The 24,138-nt window shown below is 59.7% G+C and carries 18 protein-coding genes and 1 tRNA gene; 15 read left to right on the top strand and 4 right to left on the bottom strand.

What is annotated here, in order from left to right; all coding sequences use genetic code 11:
• Nucleotides 1-140: 140 nt before the first annotated feature.
• The 5 genes from ACE10Z_RS41380 (at nt 141) to ACE10Z_RS41360 (ending at nt 6,962) form a co-directional block, all read left to right on the top strand.
• Nucleotides 141-1,631: an MFS transporter gene (locus ACE10Z_RS41380; protein WP_375785818.1), complete on the top strand. Its 1,491-nt coding sequence runs from the start codon at nt 141-143 to the stop codon at nt 1,629-1,631.
• Between the two features lie 27 nt (nt 1,632-1,658).
• Entirely contained in the window at nt 1,659-2,468 is an 810-nt protein-coding gene (gene otsB, locus ACE10Z_RS41375; protein WP_375790052.1) for a trehalose-phosphatase, read from the top strand.
• Between the two features lie 363 nt (nt 2,469-2,831).
• On the top strand, nt 2,832-4,283 hold the full coding sequence (locus ACE10Z_RS41370) for a trehalose-6-phosphate synthase (RefSeq protein WP_375785817.1): 1,452 nt from the start codon (nt 2,832-2,834) through the stop codon (nt 4,281-4,283).
• A 499-nt stretch (nt 4,284-4,782) separates the two neighbouring features.
• Nucleotides 4,783-4,872: transfer RNA gene (locus tag ACE10Z_RS41365), tRNA-Ser, on the top strand.
• A 281-nt stretch (nt 4,873-5,153) separates the two neighbouring features.
• Nucleotides 5,154-6,962 carry a hypothetical protein gene (locus tag ACE10Z_RS41360; RefSeq protein WP_375785816.1) on the top strand — a complete coding sequence of 603 codons (1,809 nt, stop codon included), beginning with the start codon at nt 5,154-5,156 and terminating at the stop codon, nt 6,960-6,962.
• Nucleotides 6,963-7,497: 535 nt separating this feature from the next.
• Here the strand turns inward: ACE10Z_RS41360 and ACE10Z_RS41355 are convergent.
• Complete coding sequence (locus tag ACE10Z_RS41355; protein WP_375785815.1) at nt 7,498-7,815, bottom strand: hypothetical protein; 318 nt, start codon at nt 7,813-7,815, stop codon at nt 7,498-7,500.
• 204 nt (nt 7,816-8,019) lie between these two features.
• On the opposite strand from ACE10Z_RS41355, the gene ACE10Z_RS41350 reads away from it, so the two are divergent.
• Genes ACE10Z_RS41350 through ACE10Z_RS41335 form a run of 4 tightly spaced genes read left to right on the top strand, consistent with a single transcriptional unit; the run spans nt 8,020 to nt 11,004 of the window.
• Nucleotides 8,020-9,063: a protein-L-isoaspartate O-methyltransferase gene (locus tag ACE10Z_RS41350; protein WP_375785814.1), complete on the top strand. Its 1,044-nt coding sequence runs from the start codon at nt 8,020-8,022 to the stop codon at nt 9,061-9,063.
• Nucleotides 9,060-9,995, top strand: a complete 936-nt coding sequence (locus ACE10Z_RS41345) for a cupin-like domain-containing protein (RefSeq protein WP_375785813.1) — start codon at nt 9,060-9,062, stop codon at nt 9,993-9,995. The genes ACE10Z_RS41350 and ACE10Z_RS41345 overlap by 4 nt, the downstream gene beginning before the upstream one ends.
• Before the next feature lies 1 nt (nt 9,996).
• Nucleotides 9,997-10,224, top strand: coding sequence for a hypothetical protein (locus ACE10Z_RS41340; protein WP_375785812.1), 228 nt, complete (start codon nt 9,997-9,999; stop codon nt 10,222-10,224).
• A gap of 6 nt (nt 10,225-10,230) precedes the next feature.
• Nucleotides 10,231-11,004 carry a hypothetical protein gene (locus ACE10Z_RS41335; RefSeq protein WP_375785811.1) on the top strand — a complete coding sequence of 258 codons (774 nt, stop codon included), beginning with the start codon at nt 10,231-10,233 and terminating at the stop codon, nt 11,002-11,004.
• 2,071 nt (nt 11,005-13,075) lie between these two features.
• Here the strand turns inward: ACE10Z_RS41335 and ACE10Z_RS41330 are convergent.
• A complete protein-coding gene (locus tag ACE10Z_RS41330) occupies nt 13,076-13,402 on the bottom strand; it encodes a hypothetical protein (RefSeq protein ID WP_375785810.1) in 327 nt (108 codons plus the stop codon).
• 742 nt (nt 13,403-14,144) lie between these two features.
• On the opposite strand from ACE10Z_RS41330, the gene ACE10Z_RS41325 reads away from it, so the two are divergent.
• Nucleotides 14,145-14,564 (top strand): hypothetical protein, encoded by a 420-nt coding sequence (locus tag ACE10Z_RS41325; protein WP_375785809.1) that lies wholly within the window; start codon nt 14,145-14,147, stop codon nt 14,562-14,564.
• 1,083 nt (nt 14,565-15,647) lie between these two features.
• On the opposite strand, the gene ACE10Z_RS41320 is transcribed toward ACE10Z_RS41325, so the two are convergent.
• Complete coding sequence (locus tag ACE10Z_RS41320; RefSeq protein WP_375785808.1) at nt 15,648-15,875, bottom strand: hypothetical protein; 228 nt, start codon at nt 15,873-15,875, stop codon at nt 15,648-15,650.
• A gap of 129 nt (nt 15,876-16,004) precedes the next feature.
• Complete coding sequence (locus tag ACE10Z_RS41315; RefSeq protein WP_375785807.1) at nt 16,005-17,612, bottom strand: AMP-binding protein; 1,608 nt, start codon at nt 17,610-17,612, stop codon at nt 16,005-16,007.
• Nucleotides 17,613-17,809: 197 nt separating this feature from the next.
• Here ACE10Z_RS41315 and ACE10Z_RS41310 point away from each other — a divergent pair, with 197 nt between their 5' ends.
• The 5 genes from ACE10Z_RS41310 to ACE10Z_RS41290 all read left to right on the top strand — a co-directional run bounded on the left by ACE10Z_RS41310 (nt 17,810) and on the right by ACE10Z_RS41290 (nt 23,832).
• Nucleotides 17,810-18,403, top strand: coding sequence for a GNAT family N-acetyltransferase (locus tag ACE10Z_RS41310; RefSeq protein WP_375785806.1), 594 nt, complete (start codon nt 17,810-17,812; stop codon nt 18,401-18,403).
• A 242-nt stretch (nt 18,404-18,645) separates the two neighbouring features.
• Entirely contained in the window at nt 18,646-19,995 is a 1,350-nt protein-coding gene (locus ACE10Z_RS41305; protein WP_375785805.1) for a DUF3100 domain-containing protein, read from the top strand.
• Nucleotides 19,996-20,018: 23 nt separating this feature from the next.
• Complete coding sequence (locus tag ACE10Z_RS41300; protein ID WP_375785804.1) at nt 20,019-21,188, top strand: M20 aminoacylase family protein; 1,170 nt, start codon at nt 20,019-20,021, stop codon at nt 21,186-21,188.
• Complete coding sequence (locus ACE10Z_RS41295) at nt 21,185-22,585, top strand: L-serine ammonia-lyase (RefSeq protein ID WP_375790051.1); 1,401 nt, start codon at nt 21,185-21,187, stop codon at nt 22,583-22,585. Before ACE10Z_RS41300 ends, ACE10Z_RS41295 begins: the two co-directional genes overlap by 4 nt.
• 173 nt (nt 22,586-22,758) lie before the next feature.
• Nucleotides 22,759-23,832 (top strand): AraC family transcriptional regulator, encoded by a 1,074-nt coding sequence (locus tag ACE10Z_RS41290; protein ID WP_375785803.1) that lies wholly within the window; start codon nt 22,759-22,761, stop codon nt 23,830-23,832.
• Nucleotides 23,833-24,138: the final 306 nt, after the last annotated feature.

The following is a 24,138-nucleotide window of genomic DNA, read 5'->3' as shown; positions in this document are numbered from 1 at the left end:
TTCCTCGCTTTGCCGCATTGCGGGAACCCCTGCCGGCCTGCGGCGTTGATGTCGTGTGGCGGGCACTCCGTTTGCCGCAATCCTGGGAAAGAGAGCCTTGGAACACAGCGTTCCGGGGCGTTTCTCATTGGTCCATTCTGATGACACTGCAGCGGACACAATTGAGTTCTGCGACGACGCACGCGGCGGTGGCTCAAGGCACGCCCAATGACGACCGCATCATCGAGACCTCGATCCCGGTTCGGCTCGACAATCTCAGCTGGAGCGGCTTCCACACCCGCGTCGTGCTGGCGCTCGGCATCACCTGGATTCTCGACGGGCTCGAAGTGACGCTCGCCGGTGCGCTGTCGGGCGCGCTGAAGGAGAGCCCGACGATGAGCTTCTCCAACGCCGATGTCGGGCTTGCCAGCAGCGCCTACCTCGCTGGCGCCGTGCTCGGCGCGCTCGGCTTCGGCTGGCTCACCGACCGGATCGGGCGCAAGAAGCTGTTCTTCATCACGCTCGCGCTTTATCTCTCGGCGACGGCTGCGACCGCGCTGTCGTGGAATGTCGCGAGCTACGCGCTGTTTCGCTTCCTCACCGGCGCCGGCATCGGCGGCGAATACACCGCGATCAATTCGACCATCCAGGAGCTGGTGCCGGCGCGTTATCGCGGCTGGACCGACCTCGTCATCAACGGCAGCTTCTGGATCGGCGCCGCGATCGGCGCGTTGAGCGCCATCGTCCTGCTCGATCCTGCGCTGCTTGCGCCGGATCACGGCTGGCGGATCGCCTATTTCACCGGCGCGGTGCTCGGCCTCGTCGTGCTGCTGATGCGGATGTGGATTCCGGAAAGCCCGCGCTGGCTGATGATCCATGGACGCCCCGAAGAGGCCCACCGGATCGTCGCCGATATCGAGACTTCCGTGCTCGGTCACGAGCAGCCGGGCGAGGGTTTTGAGAAGATCAAGATCCGGATGCGCGATCACACGCCGCTGCGCGAGGTCGCCGTGACGCTGTTCTCCACCTACCGGCAGCGCTCGCTGGTCGGGCTGACGCTGATGGCCGCGCAGGCATTCTTCTACAATGCGATCTTCTTCACCTTCGCGCTGATCCTGACCGATTTCTTCGGCATCGCCGCCAGCAATGTTGGCTGGTACATCCTGCCGTTCGCCGCCGGCAACTTCCTCGGGCCGCTGCTGCTCGGCCGCCTGTTCGACACGCTTGGCCGCCGCACCATGATCGCGCTGACCTATGGCATCTCGGGCGTGCTGCTGGCTTTGTCCGGTTATCTGTTCTCGATCGGGGTGCTCAGCGCGCAGACCCAGACCATCGCCTGGATGGTGATCTTCTTCTTCGCCTCGCCGGCTGCGAGCGCGGCCTATCTCACCGTCAGCGAGACGTTTCCGCTGGAGGTCCGCGCGCTCGCGATCGCCGTCTTCTACGCCGTTGGCACCGGAATCGGCGGCGTGATCGGACCGGCGTTGTTCGGCGTGCTGATCGACACCGGATCGCGCAACAGCGTCTTCGCCGGCTACCTGCTGGGGTCGGCACTCATGATGGTCGCCGCAGCCGTCGCATGGCGCTATGCCGTCGCGGCCGAGCGAAAACCGCTCGAATCTGTCGCGCGGCCGTTGGCATTTGTGGAGTAGACTATGACGAAGCATGACGTGGCCGAAATGCCCCTGGATGATGACATCGCCCCCAATGCTACGACCGGCAGCGTGCCGGCGCCGGCATCGCTGATTCCGCCGCTGGATCGCACCGCGGTGCTGCTCGACATCGACGGCACCTTGCTCGATTTCGCGCCGACGCCGCGCGAGGTCTGGGTGCCGCCGGAGCTCGCGACCACGCTGAAGCAATTGCATGATCGCACGGGCGGCGCGCTGGCGCTGGTCAGCGGCCGCTCGCTCAACGACATCGATCTGATCTTCGCGCCCGAGCAGTTCCCCGCGGTCGGCGGCCATGGCGCCGAGATGCGGCTGCAGCCGGACAGCGAGGCGGTCGCCGCGCACGCACCGCCGCTCGACAAGGAATTGAAGCGCCGCCTCGCCGCGATCGCCAAGCTCAGCCCCGGCATTCTGCTCGAGGACAAGGGCTATTCGCTGGCGCTGCACTATCGGCTGGCGCCGCAGGCGGAGAAGGCGATCTATGAGGCGGTGTCTCTGATCCGCGCCGAGCTGCCGAATGCGCCGATCGAGGTGCTGCCGGGCAAGAGCGTCTGCGAGATCAAGCATTCCGGCTTCACCAAGGCGACCGGCGTGCTCGAGTTGATGACGCATGAGCCGTTCAAGGGACGCCGCCCGTTCTTCATCGGCGACGACGTCACCGATGAGACCGTGTTCGCGATCATGCCCGATTTCAACGGTCTCGCATTCTCCGTCGGCCGTCGCGCCACCGGCGTCGCCGGACATTTCGACGGGCCGAGCGATGTGCGCGAATTTCTCGCGCAGCTGCTCGGCGATGATAGGGCCGTGGGCCTGTCCTAACGAGTCAGATTCATCGCAGCCGATTCGAATGCGGTGCTTTTGCGTCGTGTGAGCGACCTCGCATGAATTTTTCTTTTCGCGAGTTCCCGCGAGTTCCATGCGTCTTCGCCAGAATTTGGTTTCATTTGGGAGATTCCTTGACGCGTGCCGCCGATTTGAAGTTCCTAAAATCTCGCGGCTGGCACGTGTAGGAACTTCAAATCGATCAGCGGCACGCGATTTGTTGTTTGCGAGCGCCCCTTTTCTTCCGAAGTTGGCGTAAGAAACCGCGGCGAACGCGACGCCAACTTCGGAAATGGGGCGCTCGGAACCATCTTGATGAATGGTTGTTAATACGCGAGTTGACCAACAGGAGGGGACCGGGTGAACCTCGTCGTCGTATCGAACCGCGTCTCGCGCGGAAAACCCAATGAACCCATGACGGGGGGGCTGGCTGCGGCATTGTTGCCGGTGGTGGAAAAGACAGGGGCAATCTGGGTTGGTTCCAGTGGACGCGTCCGCGACGGGAACTTGAAGGAACCTTTTGCAGAAGTCGAAGCTCTCGGCGCCGGCGCGCTGGCGATGCTCGATCTGCCGGCCGCGCACTATGGCGGCTACTATGAAGGCTTTGCCAATTCGGCGCTGTGGCCCGCGATGCATTCGCGCGCGGACCTGATCCGTGCCTCGCACGAGGACTACGCGAGCTATCGCGAAGTGAACGCGTTCATGGCGCGCGCGTTGCTGCGCTTCCGCAAGCCTGATTCCGTGTTCTGGATCCAGGACTATCATTTCCTTGCGCTCGGCGCCGAGCTGCGCGATCTCGGCGTCACGCAGCCGGTCGGCTTCTTCCTGCACACGCCGTGGCCGGCGCGCGCGGTGATCGCGGGCGTGCCCAATCATCGCGAGCTGATCGAGGCGATGCTGTCCTATGATCTGATCGGCTTCCAGACCGATGAGGACTGCGAGAACTTCCTGAGCTACGTGCAGAACGATCTCGATTTCGCGGTGCGCGACGGCGTGATCAATTCGCCGTTCGGGCGCACCCGCGCTGCGGTGTTTCCGATCGGGATCGATCCCGGGAAGTTCGCGCAGCAGGCGACCAAGGCAATGATGCATCCCGACGTAACGCGGCTGCGGCGCAGCCTCAACGGCGAGAAGCTCGCGATCGGCGTCGATCGGCTCGATTATTCCAAGGGCCTCGTCAACCGCATCAAGGCGTTCGACCGGATGTGGTCGGTGCATCCGAACCTGAAGCGTTCGGTGTCGCTGCTGCAGATCGCAACGCCGTCGCGCGGTGCGATCGAGGCCTACGGCAATCTCGCGAGCGAGGTCGCCAAGCTCGTCACCGACGTCAACGGCGTGCATGGCGAGGTCGACTGGACGCCGATCCGCTACCTCAACAAGGGCTTTGGCCAGGGTGTGCTCGCAGGGCTCTACCGCACCGCGCAGGTCGGCGTGGTGACGCCACTGCAGGACGGCATGAACCTTGTCGCCAAGGAATATGTCGCGGCCCAGAATCCGGCCGACCCCGGCGTGTTGGTGCTGTCGAAGTTCGCCGGTGCCGCGAACGAGCTCGACGCCGCGTTGCTGGTCAATCCGCACGACATCGACGGCATGGCACGCACCCTGGCGACGGCGCTCGCAATGCCGCTGACCGAGCGGCGGATGCGCTGGGAAGCCATGATGGAGAAGCTCAACAGCGGCACCATCCAGCAATGGTTCGCCGATTTCATCGAGGCGCTGCAGGATACGCACGGTGCGGGTGCCGCGGCGCTGCCGGAGCCGCCGAGCCTGTGGCCGCGCCGCACGGCGGATTTTGCGGCGCGATATCACTGAGTGTGTAGCGAACGGGACTCGTCGTTCCACCGTCTTTCAATGATGACCGCCTGTGGCTATGGGTGCCTGCTTTCGCAGGACGACACCGAAGTTGTGGCACGGTCGGCAGGCCACGCATTCGCGTTCTCGCGACATGATCGGTCCGAGTTTTGCATCTTGCTTCGCCTGCTCTTGAGCAGAGGGGCGGGGAAAGCCGGGTGCCGATCGCACCCAGGGGCCCCGAGCAAGGTAGAATGCGCGGGGGTAAAGCCGCATGCGCCGGAGTGCGCAATTGCGCACTTGGGAGTGACGAGGATCGGCCGATCGATTTGCATGGCCTGATTTGCGCCGGTCTTTGACCGGCCAGCGGCAAAAATCGCGGGCCGCGGCAAGCGAAGTCGCGGGGCGCGGCCGACCTCGCTGCTAATTTACCCAATATTTTCAATCCATTGGGGAAATTTCGCGCTCCAGCCGCGCGCCCCTTGCAAAATCTGCCTCAGCCCTTCAAGAGAGGCCTCCCGGAGAGATGGCCGAGTGGCTTAAGGCGCACGCTTGGAAAGCGTGTGTGCGGGAAACCGTACCGTGGGTTCGAATCCCACTCTCTCCGCCACTTTGCCACCAAATTTCGTACCTCGAAACGGAGACGGCCCGAAAACTCGGCCGGTTTCGTGATCTTTTTGCCCTGGAGAATGCTGGCCGTACTAAAAACGAGCCGCGAACGGGGCTGGAGAACGCATTTTTCTCCGAATCCTAGAACGTCGGGAATTGGTACAGTACGGCATTTCGGCGAAAAACTAGGCCCTCGTAGGGGCCAGTTTTGAATCTCTCTCGCTCAACCGATGGAAACGAACGTTTCTCGATCCAGTACCAACTCGGAATTTACGAGCCCGATTGAGCGACCTTCTCCTGCGTTGGTTGCAGCCGTTCTACGCCAATCTGGAATCCACGTATCTCTTCGAGAACACGGTTCTCTTCACGCCCGATTTACTCGCCAAGAATTGGAATGAAGTGCGAAGCGAGTTGTCGCATCACGTCCGGTTCGATCCTGGAAGTTTGGAGCCGGGCCAGGTTTCCGCAATCGTGCTTTCGGAAGTGCATTCCGACGTCGTCTGCGTTAGCGGACTCCTCGCGTTGCATTGGTACGCGACCAAGCAGCAGCCGTCAGAGACGGCACGGACAACCGGCGTGCTGACGCTCGACCGCCGCATCCGTGCCTCCGAGGGTTCTCTAATGATCGACACGACGTCCAAGACGACGTTCCGGCTTCTTTGGGAGTTCTTAATAAGGTATGCGCTCAATCCCCGTTTCGCCGAATCCAGATATAGCTCCACGCTCGATGATTTGGTGCGTTACCTCACCAATTTAGCGTCGCCCCGCATGGTTTCGGGACGAGTGTACGGCGGTTTTGGCATCGATGGCGTCGACACCCTGCGTCCGTCTCTTCTCGGCGCAATGGCTGCCAATCTGCCTGAGGAGGGGGACGAAGGCGTATCGCGGACTGCGGATCAATTGAAGAGCTATCCGGTCTTCGAAAATGACGAAACGGTCCGAAATTTCGTTTCGACCATGCAACAGACGGGTGACTACCTCGCCGACGTGCAGAAGTCGGAAGCGTACGAACGGTCGGTCCAGGCCGTGAAGCCAGACCTCGACGTTAGCTCTGCGACGAAGCGACTGTGCTCGGTCTTCGTCGCGGTGACGAATGGATTTAGGGACCTTAGAAAGGAGCGCCTGCGGGCCGCGTCCTTGGACGAGGGCAGGATGAGTGTGGTGCGCAAGCACATGACCGAGAGCTTGCTGTCGATCGGGCCGTGGCTGAGTTGCTTCCAGTATTCGCTCGAGCGGCAGTACGAGCAGGCCATTTGGTCCGAACTGGAATTCGGCACCATCGACAAGGGTAGCTTCGTCATTCCCGAAATGTCCGCTCTGTCCTTCGACGAATTACCCAAGTTGTTTTCGGACAGCTGCCGCATCTTGTCGGCCAACCTCGTATGGCGGGCCATGAACCGACGGCCTAAACGCGTCGTCGCCATGGACATATCGAAAGGTACGGAAGAGTTTTGGAAGGCTGTGATCGCCAAAGCGCCGACTGTCGGCCCGATGCCGGTCCTGATCGCGTCCTACCATCCATTCGGCGCAGAGTTATTCGCCGCGATCCACCGAAGGCCTGGTGAGGTGCGTGAAGACTACGACATCGTGCACGAGAGGAACCTGCCGTCCGGCGGCGGGCTAGGATACCAAGGCACGATCGAGGGCGTTCGCGTTTACTGCGGACCTCACATAAGCCCGAGTAGAGCGTACCTTTGTTCGAGCCAACTCATTCGCAGGATCCGTTACAGCGTTGTGCGAGAAGATGGGGACTTGGCGGACTTCCGCTTTCTCGATGGCGAGGATCTATTCGCGAGTCGCGTTCGCGTGAAGCTGGCACAAGACATAGATTGGTCGGATCACGTGTTCGTGGAGTTTCGAATTGGCGAAGAGCGGAAGCTACGCAAGCGCAGCCGCCTCGAGCTACGTCGATCGGCGCGCCGTTTGTCGTTCGAAGAAAGTCCGGAAGCTCGCAAGGGTACCGCTGGTCGAAAGAGACACCTTGCGATCCGTAAGGCTTGTTTCTGCCCGGGAAAGTCGCATCGCCCGAAACCGCCTGTCGCGAAGCGCTTCGGCCGGCCAACGCGTTCTCGACGAATTCAAAAGCTATAGACGCGACAGATATTCAGATCGAATCTCGAGATGCGGCGATATCGTGGTCGGTCGTTTTTTCGCGAGCGAGATAAAAGAGCTTTATAGTTCCTCAGGAGGGAAGGTAAGTGAAAGTCCAGTCGTGGTTTCTATCGGTCACCTGCGTGCTGATCGCACTGACAGGGCTTTGCAAGATCGCGGGGATGTCGTTGGCAGGCGTAATTACCGCGACGTCTGCGGTATTTTCGATTGCCGTTCTGCTGTACCGCTTGAGAGAGACGAAACGGCTCTTTTTCGGGCTCCTAGAGTTGTGCGTGTCCATTCATCAGCGGGTTCTTAGTTCTCCAGAGCTTCGCTTTCAACTCTCATGGAATAGCCGAACAGCCTCTCGTCACACGACTGGCCCTGTTGTTCGCGTCCGTCTACGTGATGATCCGTGCACTCGACAACATAGGCGCGGGTTTGAAGGGCACCGATGCCGGTGAGTGGTGGGATAGCGCTTTTCGTAGATGAGCATCGCATACCCTAATACCCAATATTGTACTGCCGGTCGTTCTCATAGGTTAGTTTCGAGTTGTGTATGGTTGAGCTTGTAGCGCCGGCCTTCATTAAGCTCCAGCTTGCCATTCTTCGGAGCAAAGTACTCTTGGGCGGCTAGCTCTGTGAGATCAAATACGTCGGCCACTGCGTCCAACTCCACTTCAACAGGGTGGGTAGCAGGCTCGATTAGACGAAACGCTTTTCCCTGATTGCCCGTGCCGTTGTTGTTGAGTGGGCCAATCAAGTTTCTCTGGGTTGCTGGCCGAGCCTTCTGCCAGTCGAGCAGGATAGGGTTGCACCAATGTTGGCCCTTGGCCGACTTGTTTCGTAACAATCAATACGCGTATCAGCAGCTAAAGCTCCATCAGGAAGTTCGCTGATCTCGCCATTTGATTAACATTCTCCTGGATCGGCCATAAGAACAAGTTGGCGCAGCCGCCACATCGGCAGAAGATTTTAATTTTAGTGATCGGCAAACGGCATTCTTGTAGCATTGGCAAGATTGGTCCCGAAGGAAACCGACGTAGGGAGACTTCGTGTGAACGTAGCCACAGCGCTGTCGCAAGTGAATGTCAGTTCGTTTCTTCCCGCCGAGCTGGCGCGGCGATTGCCGCTAGTCAACCCACGTGGTCCTGTCCGCACCGCAGTTGGTGCCAACGGGATCGTTCTATCCGCCATTTCGGATCGCGACTTTCTTGAGGTCGTGCTCGATAATCTGGCTCCTCTCGACGGCAAAAAAGTCTTCGAGATAGGAAGCGGAACTGGCTACTTGGCCTACGTCATGAGCCAATTGGTTGGCCCGTTAGGGCACGTGACCGGCTGTGAAATCATCGAGACGTTGTACGCGCATTCGGTGCGCAATCCGCTTATCGTTTCGCAACCTAACATCACGCTCGTAGCTGGCGACTTCATCGACATTCTGCCGCAGCCCTCCGACGTCATCATCTCCACGTCGTCAATGGACCGGTTCCACCGCTCGATATTGCTCAGCCTAAAAGATGGGGGCTACTTAGCCGTGCCTATTGCGATTCCCGGCGGTGGTGATTGTTTCAGCTTGTTCCGATACTGGGACGGGTGGATTAGATGCTATCATGCAATCTTGTCAGTCTCAGTACCGACGCGCGGCTCGTATTCGCCTGACGCATTTTGGGCGCCGCACCTTGACAAGATTTTCCCCGGTGTCTTGGAACGGGATATTCTCACGGTGCGTCATAGGCCGAAAGCAAAACACCACATCCATGAGTCGCTGTGCTTCCGCAGCTATCTTCACTTCACCGAGCGGCGCTTTTTTTCTGTCAATCTCGGCAAGGTGCCATATCTAGCGCCGAGTACGATGGGATTTGGCTTACGTAGCTCGGGTCCGGACAACAGCTTTGCGATCTCTGCGTTCGACCGCGACCTTGTTCATGGCGCGGATGGATTGGCACTGCTGTCCGACCTTCATAATATGCGGTCCGAGTGGGAGCGTTCCGGTAGCCCTTCATTGAGCAACTTTCGCTACGACCTGCCAGTTCCGACGAGCGCGGATCTCGTTTTCTCCGCCGGCTTCGGCTCGATGGCAGTGCGCACTTCGTCCCAATGAATACGCCTCATCTCTCAGACGTGAACGGTGCGGATTGGTTCACGAAGCGAGGCGAAATTCAGCTCCACGTGGAGACGCCAATAGATACACTGATCGACCATGGTGTACCGGTCGTCCTCCGTGGCGGCAGACATTTCAACTATCTCACGAAACATCAGCTGAACGAGTCCTTGCTGAGGGTCTCGCCGGACACTCTGATAACCGTACAGCATCGATATCGATGGGAACACGCACGGGCCGCCTTAACGGCCGCGTCGTTCTTAGCCGAGCTCCGCGACACCGAATATTATTGGAGAAAGATCCCCCTTTCGTACCTGACCATTGACCCCGAGCGTCTCTACCGACCGGCCAATGCTCGTCCTGGCACCGCGTACTTTGACCTCGGATGGCTAGGGCCGCGAAGTACTGTTCAAACGTTTCATCAAGACAATGAGGGCGTTGGGATAGTCAACCACAACCTCTTTATGCAAATATGCGGTCATAAGTATGTGGCGATTGCTGCCCCGACTGAAACCGCGGTGTTTGAGAGCCGTCCGTTGGCGCCAGGCGTTACCCGCCACTCTTCTCTTGATCCTAGGCATCCGGAATCGCAATGCGTTGCGACGCTCCAGCACGCAATACTCCAACCAGGCGACCTGTTGTACATCCCTCCCATGTGGTGGCACTTTCTAGTGTCGATCGACGTGAGCTTGTCCTTGTCGCGATGGTGGTTCTCGAATCGCATCGCGCAGGAGCTTTACGCACTCACGCAGCCCGAATGCTACCGGCCAAAATCGTCAGAATCCCCCTTAACCGAACGCGATTATCTCTTCGACATCGCCTCGCTAGGCGGCGAAAAGATTTTCCACGGTCTAATTGCAAACCTCCCGATTTCGGTGCAATATCGGCTCGGTGCAACGCTGGCGCGTATCTACAGCATGGGAGGCAGTTAACATGACCGCAGACGCTCCTATCTCCTTTGAACTAACTCCTGAGCAGGCCGCAGCCTTGAAGGCGATAGCCGGAAAGAAAGGGATACGGATCTCAGGTTACGTCGATGGAACGACGGTCAAGATCGATAGCATCGCAATCAATGCTGGGATCGTTGGAATCTCGAGCGCTCCTTTCGCAGAAGGGATGGCGCCCTTTATTGCCTGCAACGGAGACTTCAAGAAGGATTGAGGCGGTTTGGCTGGGCGTACACATATTGAACGACAAGTCGTGCCGACATTGGCAGGCGCTGAGTCGTCTGATGATGTAGCCCTCTACCTCGAACTATTCGAAACGGCCACTAGGGACGTAGTGCCAGTTCACTTCCTTGCTGCCTACGGGCACAGCTTTAGACAACACATTGAGAATCCGGTCTGGGTTGTCCAGTCGCTTATCTCGAACGCAGTTAAGGAAGGCGAAGGCGCGAGAGATCTTTCTGAAACAGCGAATGAATGTGAGCGGAAGGACATTCAAGCCGACTTGGCGGTACACGTGGAGGATGAAGCGCGTCACTGCCGCATGTACGTTCAGATGATCGACACGGTCTTTCCAGGCGCGTTGCCGACCAAAATCCGAGATGAGATCGAGCGGCAGTTTCCACCGGCGAGGTTTGCTCGGGCGCCAAAATCCCCAACAAGCGACTACAAAATTCTGGATCATTTGATCCAGATAAATCTGGGAGAGGTGCGCACAAGGATACATCAAAAACTATTGGAACCTGTTTTATACGCATACGCGCCCACCGAGAAGCGGCCGCTTCTTTGTCGCACCCTCTGCGCAATCGCGGATGATGAATGTTGCCACATCAAGTATACAGCGTCGCGTATTGGGGCCCTCGCGCGCGAGGTTGGCAAACAAAGATGTCAGGAGCTCTTCTCACGACGCGTCAAGGATTTTGAGGCATATACGCAGACCGAGCTTGGACGTCAGAAGGAAGGACTTTTTGGCACGAAGCTGGTGCGGGATCGATAGCCGGAATAGAACACTAGCGACGATCCTGCGCACCGCGCCCGAAGGTTTCCGCCAGCGGCCAACGCTTTCGTTGCCGAACGAGAGGCGCTCCATTGGCCTTGCAGCGTACCGCCCCGTGCTCCCGATGAGAGCCCGCGCGACGGCATACACTACTTCTGGAACAAGCTCTAATTCTTCCGCTTCGGAATGACCGCCCGCGGGTTCTCGCGACTGTGTCGCTAGCCAAACAGCTGCGGCGGCTACGATCCGTTGGACTACCGAACAGACCGAGCTGCTGCTCGACACGATCTCTGCAGCAATGCGCGCTGTCCTCGTCGTTCCATTTCCGGCGACGGGTCGACTCGGGTGAAGACTTCAGACCGTCGCTGGGCTCCGCACACTGTGTCCACTCTGAGCCAACGGTGTAAACAGAGCCGCGGTGAGATGTTGCAGTTGTGAGCGGCTCTTTTGGAGTGACCGACGCCGGTTCTATGTCTGGCCGACTACTTTGAAATATTTTAGATCAAACGTCTTTCGATCAGATGGTTTCGTGAGCTGTTGTCCAATTGATCGCAGTGACTCTGCTCTGAAAACCCGGGAACGGAGATCATCGATCCATTTGCCAAATTGAACACGATTGATACCCACATCGTACTCTCTCCTTCGCTTCGGCAGTGCTTTTAGCCTGTCGATCACTCGCACAGTCTAGGTGCATTGTAACCCGAACACACGGAGCCGCGGCTCGCCACGATCTTCACTCGTCGCTCCATTTCCGGTGACGGCCGACTCAAGCCGTCACGGCGGCTCGTTGATAGGAGTATGCACCATGCCCATTCTAGGCCTAAGGGACGAAACTGAACCGCAGACTCGCAGATGATGCGCTCTTCGGGAGCGTCACTCTCTACCTCCTTCTTTGAGAATCATTTTTGTGTTCGAGGCTCACCTCCCGTGCCCGTTGAGGCGTCTAAACCTGAGGTTAAAATATTTTAAAATCAGAGATTGCAATACTCGGGATACTCGTATAGCGTGGGGGGATTGATACTTACAACTGGGAGCGCTTCTATGGCTGGCTTCCGAGCATTTGCTGTTGTGATTATTGCATCTCAGGTGATTGTCGGGCTCCCCTCAGTCTCCGAGGCGAATAACGGGCAGAACTTCGTTGCTCGTCGGTTCTATTGTCGATCTGCAGCCCGACCCGACACCGGCGATCAAACTATATCTGCCGATGGGGCGTCGTGCCCTGCCTCCCGACAGGCCATCCAAGAAAATGTTCAAAGTCAGGGTGGCGATCCCTGTCGCCATTGGGACTCCGACTATTCGACGATCCGCTCCGAGGAGATTCAGGTGAGCGGATGTCCTAGGCAGTGACTTTGAAGTAGCTCGCCGTGAAGCGGACACAGCAGAGAATGGCGGATGCCGTTGCCTTTAGCAACTAAGGGACGACGACCATGAAGACTAACCGCATTGCCGGTTTGATTCTGTTGGTGGCGGGAGCGACATTCAACTCCGTTGCAATGGCCGAAGACTACCTTGTTTGCATCGGCGAAGACCAAAACAAATGCCCTTTCGCTCACGACGCGTGGTTTGGCTGCGGGGCGACAGAGGACCGAGTCGGAGCTTCGCTTTGTACGGTTCATACGCCTGATGGTCCAAAAGTTAGAGATTTTTCGTCTATTAGGAAGCAAGACGTGGAAGGCAATCGATGCGGATACCTTCAGTTGCAAATTCGATGTCATTAGCGGTTGTCGCATCTCAAGGGATATGACCAATGATGCTCGTTGCTAAATCTGTAGTACTTGCGCTCAGCGCAGTCATTCTGTGCCCACTAAGTTCTTCAAAGGGTGAGGCGATGGAAAAGACGCAAATTCTGCGCGTCGACGATTCGCAAGCATCGGGGTTGGCGGTTGCGCAACACAAGCATTCATCTAAGCGAATGTCTCCTGCGCGCAGATCGCCATCACTGTGCCTTCCGGTGAACGCGAAGTGCACGAAAGATAGCGATTGCTGCTCAAAGGCTTGCGATACATTTGCGGGTGGTTCGCAGCAGTGCATTTGAAGCGCCATATCGCTTGATCGCGTAAACAAGCAAGGTTCATCTTCGCCTCTCGTCGAAAATCGCGGCGGCGTTGTCTTTTTGTCGATCAAGTGCTGCGGCCGTGAAGCCCTTCATCAAGCCATTGCCCGTTGCTGGAATGGAGGAAGATATGCGATCGATCTTCGCAATATTAACTGCGTCTTTCATGGCGAGAGTAGTCACCATCTTGGTGTTGTTTCTCGCGACCGCCTCCGTATGCTTACCGGTCGGTGGCCATGCGGAAGACGGGCGCGTTGCAAAGAAAGTCGACCTACAAGGGGGCAGCGTAAACTTTACGCCGGTCAAAAAAAATAGCGACGGCAGCTTTTCGGTCGCTGCGATCACATCATGCTTTCTTGGGCGCTGCCAAAATGATGGAGACGTTTGTTGTCACGCAGTCCACCCTATCGCCGGCAACGTGTATTGGTGTTGTCGCGCAGGCCAACAGTGCGTAGCCTTCAACAGCTGCCGTTGATCCGTCGACGCGAATCGGACCCCAAGTAGAAGTCGGGCTTTTTGAATAGGCCGATAAGGGAGCTGGGATTCGCGAGGTTCGCGACACAGCGAACCTGAAGGGCGGGCGCGCACAATACTTGAAGCGGTAATTCAAGTATTGGCATCAAATTCGTTGGCACAGAGCGAAGCCCAACAGCCCCTGGGTGTGACGGGCTGATCAAAGTTGGTAGCGATGCTCAAGGTCAAACGAAGCGGGCTTGGAGCCAGCTTGAATATTGCCGCGGCCGTTGTGGTGGCGTCGATGAGCTGTCCCGCGGTCGGGGCGGACGTAACTCTGGTGTCTAGTTGTCCGCAAGCAGAGCGCCTTCGGGTTAAATTCCGAATCGACTGTTCTCGGCTGGGAGACCTTGCGACTAGAAGGATGTGCAGCCCGTTTTTACGAAATCAGGCATGCAGAGTTTTTCCTGCCTATCGTAAGATCACTGGAATCGATGTCAGGCGGCTGTGCCCGACAGTTAGCTATACACTTTATGACCGAGCGAACTGGCGGTATGGCGCCGCGGGGGGGATATCATTTCGATGCCGGATCAGCATGCTGGCGGAGTATGCAATTCGATCAAGCGCGAATTCCATGATCGGTCCACATGAGGTCCACGAGATCCTTCACCAATATCAGATGGCCCAAGAGGTATTGGACTCGATTACCGCATCGCATCCGCTATTCTCATCAAGCATGCTAGAGGCTGAGCGCGAACTCGGTGATGGAGTTGCGTATGAGTCAGGATATGAACGACTGAAGCAAGAGACTCAACGCATGCAAGCTTGGTTGAATAGAAGGACGATCATGACGGCCGATACGTGCAGGATAGCTCAAGCAACGATCGAGGAAAGTCTCTATCTTCAGGACAAGAATAACGTTTATCGATTCTACCAAATGCTGAAGGTCGAAGGTAAGCGTGGTTCCGCGGGTCGGATGAGCGAAGTGCTAGCTGAATTATCCGGTGGCACGACCAGGCAATTTTTGCTTGGCCACGGCTGCAAAGGCTTCTAGGAAGCTTCAGTATCTCCATACTGTAGTCGATGGTTGAGTGCTTACTCAGTCTAGCTGCGTAAACCCGATTTCCAGAGTCTTCTGAAGCACACTGGAGTCAAATGAGGTTGCCCGGACGTCGCAATTGCGATTGGTTGACTATGAGTCAAAGCGGTGTGTGTATCCCGAAGGTGTCTGTAGCGATCGATCCTAACTTTGGTTGACGGACGAAGGCGATCCGCTCGTGCCAGGCAAGTGAAAGACGCGTTCGGTCCGGTCTCGCGGTGAAGACTCTGTGCTTGCGGACGTCACCGAAGCGAGGGGGACAATAGCTTGCAAGACGCCGCATTTCACCCAGCAAGGCGAATCGAGGAGGGTGTGCGTTGTGGCGAGAAACGGCAAAGGTGCAGCCGTCGAAGAATCCGGAGTGGGACAATACAAGAGCTCCCGGGCTAAGAAGCTTGCCAATTTCGCGATCATGAAAGTTATCTCAAGAGCAGAGCTCCACGTTGGGATCCGACACACTGATTGATTTGTTTGCAGAGACTATCTGACAAAGTACCTATGATCCCTTTTCGGGAGTCCGAGGGACTTCATTTTGGAAGGGCAGGCCTGGTTCCTGCAGGTACTGAGGGGGGCAGATGGGCCTCTAGAGAGCGGATTGAGAGACGCAGCGATCCTCAAAACCAGGCGCTTTCAAAGGCTTTGGCGAGGCCGTCTACCGCGGCAGCCAGCGCGTCGGTTCTGGGCAGCGCCCTTGGGCTGGCGTTTGCCTACGGGCGGTTATGAGGTCTCGTTTGCAATGCGGCAACGGCTTTAGACGCGTTGGTTTTCACGAACGGGAGAGCATAAGCTTTGTCCTGGAGCGCGGTTCCCTCGCCTTGGGAGAGAACCCGAGCTGCAGCAATCGAGCAATTCTTTTTCTAGATTCTCTCCCTCCGCCATAGCCCGATTTTGTGCGCGCAAACTGCGATTTCGTGCGGTCGATTATTTGTGCCGAATGCATTGCCAACCTGCCGCCGATTTGTGGGTCGGTTTGTTGGCGGCCAGCTAGGTCATTTGCGCGAACGAAGGTTTTTTTCAATTCGGCCCCGGGTAGACACATCAGTCCGCGACTTTATCAAAGTCGCACGCCATGAGCACGGTTTCGGCTAGGCTGGCGATGTCCACCCGCAGATCCGTGGTGGTCCCCTGACCGATAATGCCTTGCAGCGTCAGTTCTCCCGTGAGCGCTTCGATCATCCGTTTCATGCGTCGCTGGTACTTGATGCTCGAGCATTCGTTGTCGTGACTGAACATGTCGCAGGCTGCAATTTGCTCTTTATCGATCAATCGCCGGGGATCCAAAAATGACATGTCCAATGGACATCGCTTCCCGAAAAGGTGCTGTCGGACCAAATTTGGAGTGATTTTGGGACATGGCCGATCGGGATTTCTGGCTGGCGCAAGTTCGCTGCCGCATCAGTCCTTGAGCAGCCGCCGCAACAGCTTGCCGGCCGGTGAGCGCGGCAACTCGGTAACGAAGCTGACATCGCGCGGCACCTTGTAAGGCGCCATGTTCTGGCGCGCCCATGCCACGAGTTTGGTGGTGTCCAGCTCCGCACGCGGGGCCAGGACGATGAAGGCCTTGACCACCTCGCCCTTGGTGGCGTCGGGCGCGCCGATCACGGCTGACGCCGCCACGTCGGGGTGCTTGTTCAGAATCGATTCGACCTCTTCCGGGAAGACGCTGTAGCCGGAGACCTTGATCATCTCCTTGAAGCGCCCCATGAAGGTCAGATAGCCGTCGGCATCGAGGCGGCCCATGTCGCCGGTGTGCAGCCAGCCATTGCGCAGCGCGTCCGCGGTCGCATCGGGACGATTGCGGTAGCCTTTGAATACGCCCGGGCCGCGGATCACGATTTCGCCCGGCACGCCGGCTGGCTTGTCTGCGCCGGAGTCGGGATCGACGATCCGGATCTCGTTGCCGGGCACCGGCCTGCCATGGGTACCCCAGCGAACCGAAGTGCGCGGCATGAAGGTGTCTACCGTGTGGGTCTCGGTCAGCCCGTACGCCGCCTCGAAGCTCTCGCAGTTCGGCGCGACGGCTTGCCATTGCCTGGCAAGCGCTTCGGTCCAGTCGATGCCGAAACTGGTCACGGGATTGACGCGGAGGCTCCTCAGCGCGAAGTCGGAAATGTTCGGGAGCTGCGTGATCGCGACGTTCATCGGCGCCACGCTGTACCACCAGCTTACCTGGTAGCGGTCGATCGCCTGTGCCGTCACGAGCGGATCGAACCGGTACAACAGCACGGACGTCGCGCCGGCGTAGACCGGTGCATTCACGCCCATCACCATGCCGGCGATATGGTAAAGCGGCGCGATCGAGAGCAGCGTGTCATCGGTGCCGATCCCGTTGCAGTTCACGGTCGCGGCCGTCTTGAAGATGACGTTGCGATAGGACAGCATCGCCCCTTTGGGCCGGCCCGTGCTGCCTGACGTGTAGATCATCAGTGCCGTATCGTTCATGTCGATCGCGACATCGCGGGGCGACGCGCCGCTTGCAGCGACGGAGAGGAAGTCCTCGATGTCGCCGGCCGTACCGGCCGGCTCGGAGCCGGATGCGAGCAGTTCATCCGGAACGCCGATCGGTGGCCGGTCGGGCAGCAGGTCCGGGTAGCGGACCACGAAGACATGCTCGAGCTTCGTCTTGTCGCGGACCTGACCTACGATCGGCAATAGCGGTTCGGCCGCGACGATCACGCGCGCGCCGAGATCGTCGAGCTGGTAGGCGAGCTCGTGCTCCTTGTTCAGCGCCCCGCAGGGCGAGGCAATGGCGCCGATCTTCTGGATGCCGAATTGCGCCATCAGGTATTGCGGACAATTGTTCATGAACAGTGCGACCGGCTCGCCCTTGGCGACGCCGAGCTGTTGCAGGCGCGCCGCGAATGCATCACTCGCGCGGTCGAGCTCGAGGAACGTGATGGCGCGGCCATACCAGATGCAGGCCGGTTTCTCCGGCCGCTCACGGGCATGTCTCCGCAGCATTTCATGTAGCGGTCGTTCGAGGTCGTCGTTGGAAGCGCTCATGGTCATTGTCGCCAGGCTTATGTGCTCATATCGAGACGGAAAGGTGCAAACGGGCCGTTTCAGGAGTTATATTAGGACATTGCTACACTCGGCTTGCCTGATCTGGCTCCTACGTGCAGGACAGGCGGGAAAAACGCTGCGATCCCCACAAGGTGGTTGCGGTGAAGTCTGGATTTCGGATTGATTGAGCGATCTGCATGAGGAATACCAAGATGCGATCCTATCCGCGTCGCGTCAACTTCGAGAGCGGGGACGTCGAGTTTCGGTTGATGGGGCCTCCCGACGAGGCCGCCGTCCTGAAGTTTGCCAACGCGCTTGCCGTGCACGACATGCTGTTCCTGCCGCGGAATATCCGCGAGCCGAAGGTGCTCTCGGCATGGATCAAGGAGATCGAGCGCGGCTCGATCGTCAGCCTGCTGGTGGTCAAGGACGGCATCGTGGTGGGGTGCGGCACGATCGTGCGGGACCCCATGTCGTGGTCGGCCCATGTCGGCGAGATCAGGACCGTGATCTCCTCGCATGTGCGCGGCACCGGCATCGGACGGGCTCTTTCCAATGAGGCGTTTGACCTCGCACTGTCGATGGGCCTGGAACGCCTGACCGTGCAGATGACGTCCGACCAGACCCGGGCGATCGCGATTTTCGAAGCACTCGGCTTCCGCGCCGAAGCTCTGTTGCGCGACCAGGTCAAAGACCTTCAGGGCAAGCCGCACGACATCGTCGTGCTTGGCGTCAACGTGGCGGATGTGCAGAAGCTCGAACCGGGCGGCTCGTCCGGAGCGATCGACTAGCAGGGGCTAGCCGAGGAACGGCTTCGCCGTCCTCGCACCGTTCGCATCGATCACGGTAACGGTCGCGGTCATGCCGGCTTTCGCGGGCTGGACTTTCGTTTTTCCAGCGTTGCAAAAAATGCAACAAAAACTGGACGACACGATCATTGATGCAAGACGCTTTCTCCCCGATGCTGCGCGGGCAAGTTGGTTCACCGTTCACCGCATTGCCTCGCAATCATTTTCTGGAGGTGTCCAGCACCATGACGTCGACCTCTTCGCCTTCCGCAGACCTGGCCGCCCAGGCGGTCAATCCCGCAAGCACCGGCAAGCTCACGCTGTTCGTTGCCGTTCTGATCATCGTTGCCGTCGCCGAGACGATCGGGATCGTCCAGTTCCAGATCGGACCGGGCAAGGTGCTGCTTCAACCGATGGTGTGGGCGCTGCTGATCGCGGCCGCATGGGGCCTCTCGGCACGTTATCTGCCTGCCGCCGCGCGGATCGGGCCCAGCCTGCAGACCTATGCGGGACAACTGCTCAACGCAGGCCTGCTGCTCTTCGTGATCAAGATGGCTTTCACGGTCGGCGGCGCGCTGCCTGAGGTGCAGAAGGCTGGCTGGGCGTTGATCTTCCAGGAGCTCGGGCACACCTTCGGCACGCTCGTCCTCGGCCTGCCGATTGCGCTGCTGCTCGGCGTCAAGCGCGAAGCCGTCGGCGCGACCTTCTCGATCGGCCGTGAAGGCAACATGGTGATCATCGGCGAGAAATACGGCATGAACTCCGCCGAGGGGCGCGGCGTACTGGCCGAGTACATCACCGGTACCGTGCTCGGCGCGCTGTTCATCGCACTATTGGCCGGCTTTATCGCCAGCCTGCACATTTTCGATCCGCGGTCGCTCGCGATGGGCGCGGGCGTCGGCTCGGGCAGCATGATGGCGGCCGCGATCGGCACCATCAACGGCCACAATCCGCCCGAGATGGCGAAGGAGCTGATTGCGATCGCCTCGGCGGCGAACCTGATGACCGCCGTCCTCGGCTTCTATTTCGCCCTGTTCTTCTCGCTGCCGGTGTGTTCCTGGCTGTATGACAGGCTGGAGCCTGCGCTCGGCCGGTTCTCGAACTTCGCGTCGGAAGATCTCGGGCCCTCGATCGCCAGCGCCGGCGAGACGAAGCACGGCACCTTCGGCTTCTTCGACTCGCTGCTCGCCTGGATCACCGTCGCGTGCGGCGTCCTGATCGGCAATTCGCTCACCTACAAGGTTCCGCTGCTGGAGTCGGGGGCAGGTCTCCTGATCGTGCTCGCGGTCGTGCTGCTGGTCGACGTCCTTGCCCGTCTGCTGTCGAAAGTGCCGCACATCCTGATCCTGGTCGTGGTCACCACCGTGCTCGGCATTCCCGGCCTGCTGCCGTTCTCCAACGCGATGATCGGCTCGGTCGACAAGCTGAACTTCCTTGCTTTCACGACCCCCGTGCTGACGCTCGCCGGCTTCTCGGTTGCCAAGGATCTTCCGATCTTCAGGAAGCTGAGCTGGCGTATCGTGGTGGTCTCGCTGACGGCCGCCGCGGGCACATTCCTTGGTGCGACATTGATCGCCGAATTCTTCCATCGCTAACCAACGAACAGGTGGACCAACGCATGTCAAAGAAGTTTGGAATCGCCGACGATATCTGTGCCCGGATGCTGGATTGGCGTCATGACATCCATGCCAACCCGGAAACCGCGTTCCAGGAGCACCGCACGGCCCAGCTCGTAGCCGATGCGCTGATGGAGATGCAGATTCCGGTCCATCGCGGCCTCGGTGGAACCGGCGTGGTCGGGACACTGACGAACGGCGAAGGCCCGACGATCGCGCTGCGCGCCGACATGGACGCGCTTGATCTCCAGGAACTGGGGGACCGCGTTCACAAGTCAACCCGCGCCGGCAAGATGCACGGCTGTGGCCACGATGGCCACACCACGATGCTGCTCGGAGCTGCCGTGCAGCTCGCTCGTCACCGGCCGTTCCGCGGCACCGTCCATTTCGTTTTCCAGCCTGCCGAGGAGAACGAAGGCGGCGGCAAGAAGATGGTCGAGGAGGGCTTGTTCAAGATGTTTCCGGCCGACGCGGTCTACGGGATGCACAACATTCCGAATATCCCGCGCGGAAAATTCGCGATCCGGACTGGCATTGCGACGGCCTTTCTCGATACCTTCGAGATCGTGGTGACTGGGAGCGGTTGTCATGCCGCGACGCCGGAAAAGGGCATCGACCCGATCCTGGTGTCGGCCGATCTCGTCTCCGCGCTACAGGGCATCGTGAGCCGCCGCATCGGCGCAATGGACGCCGCTGTCGTGAGCGTTACCCAGATCCATGGCGGCGACACCTGGAACGTGGTGCCCGAAACTGTCACATTGCGCGGCACGGTGAGAACGCTGGACGCCGAGATACAGAATCAGGTCGAGGCCGCCATGAAGCAGGTCTGCGCCGGCGTGGCGCAAACCCATGGCGCAAAAGTCGATCTGAGCTACATGCGGGGATATCCGGGGGTGATCAACACGCCCGCGGAAACCGATGCCGCAGCGTCGGCAGCCGCAAACCTCGTCGGAGCCGAACAGGTGCAAACCGACATCAAGCCGGCGATGGGATCGGAGGATTTCGCCTTCATGCTGCAAGAGCGTCCGGGCGCTTACATCTGCATCGGCGCGGGCGAGACCGCCAATGATCCGCCGTTGCACAATCCATACTACGATTTCAATGACGCCATCCTGCCGCTCGGCGCCGCGTATTGGGTCGAGCTGGTGAAGCAACAACTGCCTGCTGCCTGATGCTTTCGGTCTTCGACATCTTCAAGATCGGTATCGGCCCATCGAGTTCGCATACGGTGGGGCCGATGCGCGCGGCCGGACAATTCGCCCGCGCGCTCGAGCGCGATGGCCTTCTTTCCAGGACGGCGCAGGTCCGTGCCGACCTCTATGGCTCGCTGGGCGCGACCGGGCGAGGGCATGCGACCGATCTCGGCGTGATCCTCGGCCTGCTCGGCGAAAAGCCCGATACGGTCGATCCGGCCCAGGTGGCGCCGCAGCTTGCGGATATCCGGCGCTCCGGCGAGTTGCGGCTGCTCAATGTTCACCCGGTCCCGTTCCGGCGCGGACGCGATATCATCTTCCAGCCCGACAGTTCGCTGCCGGAGCACCCCAACGGGATTCGTCTTGTGGCGTTCACGGCCGACGGCAGTCTGCTGGCGGAACGCTATTACTTCTCGATCGGCGGCGGGTTCGTGATCGAACGTGGCTTGGGCGACCTGGCTGGCGGCGCAGGCGGTGAGCTTCCGGTTTGGCCGTATCCGTTCGGAACCGGCGCCGAGCTGGTCGCGCGCGCGCAGTCGAGCGGGCTCTCGATCGCCGACATGGTGCTGGCCAATGAGTGTGTTCATCGCACCGACGCTGACGTCCGTGCCGGCCTCCTGAAGATCTGGGAGACGATGAAGCAATGCGTCGATCGCGGCTTCGGAATCGACAATGCCGGTGCGGCGGAACCGTTGCCTGGGCCGCTGAACATTCGCCGTCGCGCTCCGGCGCTCTACCGCGAACTGTCGGCCCGCAACAGCGACACCGAGAGCGTCGATCCGCTGGCGGCGATGGATTGGGTCAACGCCTTCGCGATGGCGGTGAATGAGGAGAATGCAGCGCGCGGACGGATCGTGACCGCGCCGACCAACGGCGCCGCCGGCGTGATCCCGGCCGTGCTGCATTACTACGTCAAGTTCTGTCCGGGTGCCACCGACGAGGGCGTCGTTACCTTCCTGCTCACCGCGGCTGCGATCGGCATGCTCTACAAGGCGAATGCCTCGATCTCCGGCGCGGAAGTTGGCTGTCAGGGCGAGGTCGGCGTCGCCTGCTCGATGGCCGCAGGCGGCCTGACGGCCGTGCTCGGCGGTGCGCCGGCCCAGGTCGAGAACGCTGCCGAGATCGGGATGGAGCACAATCTCGGTCTCACTTGCGATCCCGTTGGGGGCCTGGTGCAGATCCCTTGCATCGAGCGCAATGCGATGGGGGCCGTCAAGGCCATCAACGCCGCCCGAATGGCGCTGCGTGGCGACGGCAAGCACTACGTCTCGCTTGATGCCGTCATCAAGACGATGCTGCAGACCGGCGAGGACATGAAGTCCAAATACAAGGAGACGTCGCTGGGCGGGCTCGCGGTGAATGTCGTGGAGTGCTGACCAGAAGCACGGCGGCGCCGACGAAATATCTCGCGACCGAATTCGGCATCGCTGGATACGACCCGCGTGCGCGCTGCCCCAAGGCTGGGGATAGGGGGAGCCGGCCGGCTGCTGGCAGCATTGCGAATGATTTCGATTTGAGCAAGACTTTAGGCCCAGGGAGGAAGACGAACATGAGCGCTGGAAGGCGCCTGCGGGACGCCGTGCCGGAATGTCAGTTACCGCCGGATTTCGACCAGCACGTGTACTCGGCGCAGTTGATTGCTGCCATCATCGCCGAGCTCGGCAGGCAACAGGTTCGATCGTCCGTGGCGCTGGCGGGCACCGGCTTAACCGAGGATCAGCTCGAAGCGCACACGACGCGCATCTCGTACCGGCAGATCGACATCGTGGTTCGCAATGCATTGCGGCTGTCCAACGAGCCGACCGTTGCACTCCGTGCCGGACAGCGCATGCGGGTGACGGCGCACGGAATGTACGGATATGCGTTGCTGAGCAGCGCGACCTATGACGATGCGCGCGCCTTCGCCAATCGATACCTTCGGGTCGTTGGCCCGCTGTGCGATGCGAAATACTCGTATGACGGCGCGGCGGTCGTCTGTGCGTTCGAGCCGTTGCATTGGCCGAATCCGACGCAGGACGTGCATCGCTTCGCGGCCGAGTTCGCCCTGTCGTCGCATTTGACAACGATGAAGGACCTGGCCGGCGAGTCATTCCGCTTCTCGCAGATTTCCCTCGCCTATGGCGAACCGGCGCATGCCCACGCCTACCAGGTGATCTTTGACTGTCCGGTGTTGTTTCGCCAGCGCGGCAACGAGTACAGGTACCAGCTGTCGCAGGCCGACGGGCCGGTGGCGTTGGCGGATTCTCGCACCCATGGAATGGCGCGCGAGATGTGCGAGCAGGTGTTGTCCGAGGTCAATCATGCGGGCGGGGTCGCTGCCGATGTCAGGCGGGTGCTGATCGAGCAGCCCGGCAGGTATCCGAACATCGAGGCGATCGCCGAGAGGCTTTCGATGCATCCTCGCGCGCTGCGGCGGAAGCTCGAAACGGAAGATACATCATATCGTGAGCTGCTCGCCGAGGTGCGGACGCGGCTTGCGATCGAATATCTGCGGAAGACCGCGATGACCAACGAGGAGATCGCGAACCGGCTGGGCTATAGCGACGCCGCCAACTTCCGGCATGCCTTCATCCGCTGGACCGGTAAGAGCCCCTCCGATTTCCGGGTCTCTTCGCCGATGTGAAGACCGTGCGGGCAGGACAAAGCTCCGTCTGACCGTTCGTCACTCAGCGCTGTCCATAAGTCACCTCCGAACCGGCCTCGTCGAACCTCCTCGTGGTCGAACTCCACGCATAGATTTGGCCATCGACAGTAAACGCGGCGGCTGGTCAGGGAGTTGGGAGCGCGTCCGGCGCTGATCGTTTCTGCTCGGGGGCGTCCTCCGAACCTCAGCTGCGCCGCATCGCCGCTGTGGTGCCCCCCGGTTCGGGCGCCTCGAGACTGGCCGCGCTCCTCACCCGAGGGCGCGGCCTTTTTCTCGTGCGCGCGA

It is taken from the genome of Bradyrhizobium sp. Pha-3, assembly GCF_042258615.1.
Taxonomy (GTDB): domain Bacteria; phylum Pseudomonadota; class Alphaproteobacteria; order Rhizobiales; family Xanthobacteraceae; genus Bradyrhizobium.
The sequence above is the reverse complement of the archived record's forward strand: the minus strand, read 5'-3'. Positions and strand labels throughout refer to the sequence as shown.

What these genes read in the sequence shown, in the direction of transcription:
- ACE10Z_RS41345 (WP_375785813.1), top strand. Translation starts at nt 9,060, where the DNA reads ATGAATACGCCTCATCTCTCAGACGTGAACGGTGCGGATTGGTTCACG.
- ACE10Z_RS41300 (WP_375785804.1), top strand. Translation starts at nt 20,019, where the DNA reads ATGTCAAAGAAGTTTGGAATCGCCGACGATATCTGTGCCCGGATGCTG.
- ACE10Z_RS41315 (WP_375785807.1), bottom strand. Translation starts at nt 17,612, where the DNA reads ATGAGCGCTTCCAACGACGACCTCGAACGACCGCTACATGAAATGCTG.
- ACE10Z_RS41380 (WP_375785818.1), top strand. Translation starts at nt 141, where the DNA reads ATGACACTGCAGCGGACACAATTGAGTTCTGCGACGACGCACGCGGCG.
- otsB (WP_375790052.1), top strand. Translation starts at nt 1,659, where the DNA reads ATGCCCCTGGATGATGACATCGCCCCCAATGCTACGACCGGCAGCGTG.
- ACE10Z_RS41325 (WP_375785809.1), top strand. Translation starts at nt 14,145, where the DNA reads ATGATCGGTCCACATGAGGTCCACGAGATCCTTCACCAATATCAGATG.
- ACE10Z_RS41290 (WP_375785803.1), top strand. Translation starts at nt 22,759, where the DNA reads ATGAGCGCTGGAAGGCGCCTGCGGGACGCCGTGCCGGAATGTCAGTTA.
- ACE10Z_RS41310 (WP_375785806.1), top strand. Translation starts at nt 17,810, where the DNA reads ATGAGGAATACCAAGATGCGATCCTATCCGCGTCGCGTCAACTTCGAG.
- ACE10Z_RS41305 (WP_375785805.1), top strand. Translation starts at nt 18,646, where the DNA reads ATGACGTCGACCTCTTCGCCTTCCGCAGACCTGGCCGCCCAGGCGGTC.
- ACE10Z_RS41340 (WP_375785812.1), top strand. Translation starts at nt 9,997, where the DNA reads ATGACCGCAGACGCTCCTATCTCCTTTGAACTAACTCCTGAGCAGGCC.